The following is a 6,811-nucleotide window of genomic DNA, read 5'->3' as shown; positions in this document are numbered from 1 at the left end:
GCCCGGCCCGGTCCGCACGCCCGGGTTCGGCCGGCTCTACCTGGCCGCCGTCGCGCTGTCCGCCGCGGTGTTCGTGCCGCTGGCGCACCTGCCCACCTACGCGGCCGCGCGCGGCCTCGGCCTGCCGTTCGCCGCGGCGCTGCTGTCCGCGCTGAGCGTGGCCGGGGTCGCCGGGCGCTTGCTGTGCGGTGTGGCCGCCGCGCGGTTCGGCGCCCGGACCGGTCTGCGGGCCGCCGCGCTCGGGATGGTCGTGGCGCTGGTCCTGTGGCTGGTCGCCGGCGCCGACCCACTGCTGCTCGTCGCGTTCGCGGTGGTGTTCGGCGCGGCCAACGGCGCCTACGTCGCGCTGCTCCCGGAACTGCTCGTCGAGCTGCACGGGCCGGCCGGCCTGGGGGCCCGGCTCGGGCTGCTGCACACCGCATCCGCCGTCGCGGCGCTCGTCGGTCCGACGTCGGCCGCGGCGGTGACCGCGTGGACCGGGGGCCCGGAAGCGGCGATCGTCGTGGCGGCGGGGGCCGCACTGGTCGGCTGGTCGGCTCTCCGCGGAACATCCGCCCACCCCCGGGCCACCGCCGTGCCCGCACCCGCCGAAGGAGGATCCCGATGACCACCGCGCTACGGCTCGCCGTGACCGCCGACATGCCCCGGATCGCCGCGCTCATGCAGACGTCGGTCCGAACCCTGTTCCCGCGGTTCTACTCGGCCGACCAGACGGCCAGCGCCGCCCGCTACCTCGCCGAGCCCGACCCCGCGCTGATCGAGGACGGCACCTACTTCGTGCACGAGGCGGACGGCGAGATCGTCGCGTGCGGAGGCTGGAGCCGGCGCGGGCGGCTGCACGCCGGGACCGAGGGGGACGCCGACGACGACCGCCTGCTGGACCCGGCCACCGAACCGGCCCGGATCAGGGCGATGTTCGTGCGCGGCGACCGGACGCGCCGGGGCCTGGGCCGCGCGGTGCTCGCCGCGAGCGAGCAGGCGGCCCGCCGGCGGGGATACGCCGCGCTCACCCTGATGGCGACGCTGCCCGGCGTGCCGCTCTACGCCGCTTACGGTTTCGCCGAGGTCGACCGGGTCGCCGTCGCGCTGCCCGACGGGGTCGTCCTGGACTGCGCCGAGATGGCGATGGCCCTGGGCCCGGCCCGCCCCGGTGCCCCGATCGGCCTGGTCTGATCGATCTGTCGCCGCGGCGGCCCGGCGCGCGACACTGACCCCGTGCTACTGGGCCGGGACAGCGACGCCGCGGCCCTGCGCGACCTGCTGGCCCGGCACCGGCTCGTCACCGTGACCGGCCCGGGTGGCGTCGGCAAGACGGCGCTGGCCCGGGCGGCCGCGGCGGCCCCGACGCCGTCGGTGACCAGCGAGCTGGCCGAGGTGAGCAGGCCCCAGGAGGTGCCCGACGCGGTCGCTGCCGCGCTGGGGTTCCCGTCGCTGGCCGCCGCGCTGCTCGCGCCCCGGCGCGACGCGCTGCTGCTCGTGCTCGACAACTGCGAGCACGTCCTCGACGCGGCCGCCGACACCGCCGCCCGGCTGCTCGACGGGCGTCCCGAGCTGACGGTGCTCGCCACCAGCCGCGAACCGCTGGGCCTGGCCGGCGAGCGGGTGCTGCCGCTGGCCCCGCTGGCGCCGCCGGCCGGGGACGACCCCGACCGCCTGGCCGACTCCCCCGCCGCCGCCCTCCTGCTGGCCCATGCCCGGGCCGCGGGCCACGAGCCCGTCCTCGACGCCGCCGGCGCGGCCGCCGTCGCCGCGCTGTGCCGGCGGCTCGACGGCCTGCCGCTGGCGCTGGAACTGGCCGCGGCACGCACCCGCAGCCTCACCCCGAGCGAGATCCTCACCCACCTCGACGACCGGCTCGACCTGCTCAGCCGCGCGGGCAACCGGGGCCCGCGCCGGCACCGCAGCCTGGAGGCGGCCATCAGCTGGTCCTACGACCGGCTGCCGGAGCCGACCGCCCGCTTCTTCGACCGGCTGGGCGTGTTCGCCGGCCGGTTCACCGCCGACGAGGCGCGCGCGGTCGCCGGGGAGCCGGACGCCGACCGGCTCTCCGTCGTCGACCGCCTCGACCACCTCGTCGGGCAGTCGCTGCTCACCGTCCGGCAGCGGGACGGGCGCAGCTGGTACGGGCTGCTGGAGACGCTGCGCGCGTTCGCCCGCGCCCGGCTGGTCGAGCGCGGTGAGTTCGACGACGCCCACGACCGCTGGGTGGACCTGCTGGTCGCGCGGGCGGCCGGCACCCGGTGGGGCACGGAGCCGGCGGAGGGCCCCGCGGCCCGGTCCGCCGCCCGGGCCGCGCAGACCGACCTCCTCGATGCCCTGCACTGGTGCCTGACCCACGACGACACCCCGGAACGGGCGGGCTCACTCGTCGGGCAGGCCGTGGTGGTCGTGCACGGCGCGCGTCCGGAGCCGGTCATCGAGGTGGGCGAGGACCTGCTGCGCCGCTGGCCCGACCCGCGGTCGCCGGCGTGGCCGCAGCTCGCGGCCGTCGCCGCGTTCGCGCACATGGTCGTCCGGTCGACCGACCGCGCCGCCGAGTTGGCCCGTCGGGCCCTCGACGCCGATCCCGGCCCGTTCGCCGCCGTGCTGTCCCTGCGCACCCTGTACTTCCACGACCTGCTCGCCGGCCGGCCCGCCCGGGCGCTGCGCTGGGCCGACCAGGCGGTGGCGCGCGCCGACGCGGGCGACGAGCCGGGCTGGGCCAGCGAGATGCGCACGTTCCGGGCCAGCGCACTGGCCGCCCTCGGCCGGCTCGACGAGGCCGCCCGCCAGGCCGGCGACGCGCACACCAGGGCCGTCGCCGCCGGCGGTGGCTTCCCGGAGGCCCTGGCCGCCCTGGCCTGCGCCACCATCCTGGCGATCGACGACGCCGACCGCGGCCGGGCCACGCTGACCGCACTGGCCGAGCGGACCCGCGAAGCGGGCTACCCGCTGGTCGAGGGCCCGTGCCAGTGGACCCTGGCCGGTATCGACCTGCGCGAGGGCCGCACGGCCGCCGCCGCGGACCGGCTCGGCGCGGCGCTGGAGGTGTTCGTCCGGATCGGGCACGCGGTGCCGCTGCAGGTCACCCTGCGCATGATCGCCGAACTCGCCGCGGCCGTCGGGCACAGCGAGGCGAGCGCCGTACTGCGGCAGGCCGCGGGCAGCGCCCGGACCCTGACGCTCTACGAGTGGGAGTGGCGCGACCGGCTCACCGACGTCCCCGCCCCCGCCGGACCGTCGACGGTGCCGGTCCGCCAGGCCGTCACCCTCGCCCGCCGGGAGCTCGCGACGATCGCCGGGCCCGCACCCGCGGGCAACCGGGCGGACAACCGGGCGGACAACCGGTTCGTCCTCGACGGGGCGGTGTGGACGATCTCCTACGCCGGGCACACCGCCCGGCTGCCCGACGCCAAGGGCCTGCACGACCTCGCGACGCTGCTCGGCAGGCCGGGTGCGGAGGTGCACTGCACGGAGCTAATCGGCGCCCGGGTCGAGCAACCCGACACCGGCGCCCTGCTCGACCCGCGGGCGAGGCGCAGCTACGAGGCCCGGATCGGCGAACTGCAGGACGTGCTCGCCGAGGCCGAGGACGCCGCGGACCTCGGGCGGGCCGAGGCCGCCCGCACCGAGCTGGACCTGCTCGTCGACCAGCTGACCGCCGCCACCGGCCTGGGCGGGCGGCCGCGGCGCAGCGGCGGCTCCACCGAGCGCGCCCGCAGCGCCGTGACCTGGCGGATCCACGCCGCCCTGCGCCGCATCGGCGATGCCCACCCGGCCCTCGGCCGGCACCTGCGGGCAGCCGTCCGCACCGGCACGCGGTGCTCGTACGCACCGGAGCGGGAGACCGCGTGGGAGCTGCGCCGCGCCGCGACGGCGCAGCGCTGAGCGCTGCTCGGCGAGCCACCGGGCGAAACCTGGCAGCCGTTCCGCGGGGTCGTGCACTGGAAGAGGGCCGTCCCGACTGTCGATCATCCACCCATCGTGGCCGGGCCGCGGACGCAGTTGCGTCCGGCGTGCTTCGCCTCGTACAGCGCCTTGTCGGCGTGCGCGAGCAGCTCACCGTGCTGCCCGCCGCTCGACGCGGGCAACGACGCCACGCCGATGCTGACCGTCACCACCGCGCCACCGACGTGGGGCAGCTGCGCCTCCTCGACGGCCTTGCGCATCCGCTCGGCCACGTCCGCCGCGGCGTCGAGGTCGGTGCGGGGCAGGACCGCGGCGAACTCCTCGCCGCCGTAGCGGCAGAGCAGGTCGTTGTCGCGCAGGCCGGCGGCCAGCAGCCGGCTGATCTCGACCAGGCACGCGTCGCCGGCGATGTGACCGCGGTGGTCGTTGTACTGCTTGAAGTGGTCGACGTCCACCATGACCACGGCGACGGGTCGTGCGGTGCCGAGCGAGCGGGTCCACTCGTCGGCGAGCACCGCGTCGAAGCGGCGGCGGTTGGCGATCCCGGTCAGGGCGTCGGTGGTGCTGAGCAGTTCCAGCTGCGCGTTCGCCGAACGCAGCGCCGTGGTCCGCTCGGCGATGCGCCGTTCGAGGGAGGCGTAGATCTGGGCGTTGTCGAGCGCGACGGCGAGCTGGCCGGTGAGCATGGTGACGAAGCCGAGCCGGTCGGTGGTGAAGGCGCCGGTGGTGAGGTGGTTCTCCAGGACGAGCACCGCCCGCAGCTCCGCCGCGCGCAGCACGGGGACGACGAGCAGCGCGAGGTGGTCCTTGCCGGCGAGGTAGGGGTCGCGGGCGAACCGGTCGTCGGCGGTGGCGTCGTCGACGGAGAGCGGCTCGCGCGTGCGCAGCACGTACCGCACGGCGCTGACCGGCAGCAGCGCCGTCGCACCGTCCTCGTCGAGAGCGGTGTCGTCGACGGGGCTGTCGACGGGGCTGTCGACTGCGGCGTGCGCGCCGGCCCGGCAGATCCGCCAGCCCTCGGTCTCGTCGCCGAGGACGAGGTGCACCGCCGTCGCCCCGGTGATCGCCCGCAGCTGCTCGACGATCGCGTCGTGCAGCTCGGGCATCGTCGTCCGCGCCGCGAGCGCCTGCGCGACACGCAGGACCGCCGTCGCGTCGATGGTGTCGGCGGTGAGGACCGCGGGGGCGGTCGCCGAGCGCCCGACCGGCTGTCCCCGCAGGAACGGGTAGGTGCGGTCGAGGTCGGCCGCCATCGCGTCGGCGCCCCAGTCGAGCAGCGCCTGCTTCGCCTCGGCGAGGTGCAGCCGGCCGCTGTGCTCCAGGCCGCGCTCGCGGTGCAGCTCGCCGGCGCGCCGGGCGAGCAGGGCGTGCTGCCACGGCCGCGGCACGCGCTGCACCGCGGACAGCGCGGCGTCGAACGCCGCCAGGGCGGCGGCGTGGTCGCCGAGGGCCCAGGCGCGCTCCCCCTCCAGGTAGCCGACCAGGTGGGCGACGTTGGCCGGTTGGTGCCGCGCCCGGCGCCGCAGCCAGCTCAGCACCTCGTCCAGCTCGGCGAGCAGCGCCGCGTGCGCGGGCCCGCCCGCCGGCTCCTCGCGCAGCCGCAGGCTCAGGAACAGCCCGAACGGCACGGTCGCCAGCAGCGAGATCACGATGCCGGGCAGGCGCGCCGCCCGCCGGTGGGCGGCGCGGCTGTTGGCCGCGAGCAGCTGCTGGTCGCCGCGCAGGGCCGCGGAGATGCTCCGGAACAGCCACAGGTAGGCGCCGACGACGGTGTTGGTCTCCGCGAGCGCCTCGACGGTCGGTTCACCGGCGCCCCGCGCGGGTGGGTCGATCGCCGCGCCCGTGTCGCCCCGGGCCTCGTAGCAGAACGCGCGGATGACCGAGAAGCAGCGCTGCACGGGCAGGATCCCGGTGCGCTCGGCGAGCGCGAGCGCGGCGGCGAGCTCGGTGAGCGTCTGGTCGAGGCGGGGTGCGGTCTCGAAGGTGTCGACGACGACCGGGACGTAGGACCAGCAGGCCTGGGACAGGTCGCCGACGTGCAGCAGCCCGTCGCGGGCCCGCTTCGCCGTGGACACGCAGGCGTCGAGCGGTTCGAACCAGTGCGCGCTGGACACCGCGTGCAGGAACCGGGTGTAGGCCACGGCCCGCTCCCAGCCGTGCGCCGCACCGGTGGCCAGGAGGTGGGTGAACAGGACCTCGCCTGCGTGGAACTCGTCCAGCACCGCGACGAACGCGACCGGGGCGTGCCCCAGCGCCGCCATCAGATCGGTGCTGGGGCCCTGCTCCTCCCACAGCCGCATCGCCTGCGCCGCCAGCCACGCCGACACCAGGGGCGCCGCGAAGAAGGCGGCCGGGCTGAGCCGCCCCATCACCGCGGCCTGCGCGACGGCGGTCGGGTCGGTCAGGACGGGGCGGTCGCCGGCGCCCGCCCGGTCGAGCCCTTCGGCCCACGCCACGACCTCGGCCAACCTGTCCGCGACCTGGGTCGCGGAATCGGACTCGGGGTAGGGCAGGCCCAGCCGGGCCAGGACGCCCAACCCCAGCTCCAGGGCGGCGCCGTACATGTGCCGGTTGGTCAGCGAGGCCACCTGGACGGCGGCGATCTGGGCCAGTTGCAGCTCGTCGCGGGCGCGCCTGGACAGCGATGCGTAGACCTCGTCGGCCGCGTCGAGGCGACCGAGCTGGTACAGGACGTGGTGGCGCTCGGTCTCCACCTCGACGTGCACGGGCACCGCCGCCGGGTCGCCCCGCAGGATCCGCGCGGCCTCGGCGAGGAACCGCTCGGCGGCGGTGAACTCCGTGCGCTGCCGCTCGTCGTCGGCCGCCCAGCGGTACAGGCCGACGAGGCGCGCGCGCTCGTCCGCGTCCCGGGGCCGGGCCCCGGCGGCGAGCAGCTGGGGGGCGGCGGGCACCCGCCGACCCG

Annotated in this window: 4 protein-coding genes; 3 read left to right on the top strand and 1 reads right to left on the bottom strand. The window is 77.2% G+C overall.

Features of this window, described 5'->3' with window-relative positions; all coding sequences use genetic code 11:
- The 3 genes from KIK08_RS36010 to KIK08_RS36000 form a co-directional block, all read left to right on the top strand.
- The coding region (locus tag KIK08_RS36010; protein WP_214407796.1) for an MFS transporter at window positions 1–607 on the top strand (607 nt) is incomplete at its 5' end.
- Window positions 604–1,173, top strand: coding sequence for a GNAT family N-acetyltransferase (locus tag KIK08_RS36005; RefSeq protein WP_214407795.1), 570 nt, complete (start codon window positions 604–606; stop codon window positions 1,171–1,173). The genes KIK08_RS36010 and KIK08_RS36005, both read left to right, overlap by 4 nt.
- Before the next feature lie 42 nt (window positions 1,174–1,215).
- A complete protein-coding gene (locus KIK08_RS36000) occupies window positions 1,216–3,867 on the top strand; it encodes an ATP-binding protein (protein ID WP_214407794.1) in 2,652 nt (883 codons plus the stop codon).
- Window positions 3,868–3,950: 83 nt separating this feature from the next.
- Here KIK08_RS36000 and KIK08_RS35995 read toward each other — a convergent pair.
- Window positions 3,951–6,811, bottom strand: a 2,861-nt coding sequence (locus tag KIK08_RS35995; RefSeq protein ID WP_214407793.1) for a sensor domain-containing diguanylate cyclase, incomplete at its 5' end; no start/stop codon positions are given.

It is taken from the genome of Pseudonocardia lacus (genome assembly GCF_018531445.1).
GTDB lineage: Bacteria > Actinomycetota > Actinomycetes > Mycobacteriales > Pseudonocardiaceae > Pseudonocardia > Pseudonocardia lacus.
The sequence above is the reverse complement of the archived record's forward strand: the minus strand, read 5'-3'. Positions and strand labels throughout refer to the sequence as shown.

Coding starts and splice junctions, on each gene's coding strand:
- KIK08_RS36005 (WP_214407795.1), top strand. CDS start 604: ATGACCACCGCGCTACGGCTCGCCGTGACCGCCGACATGCCCCGGATC.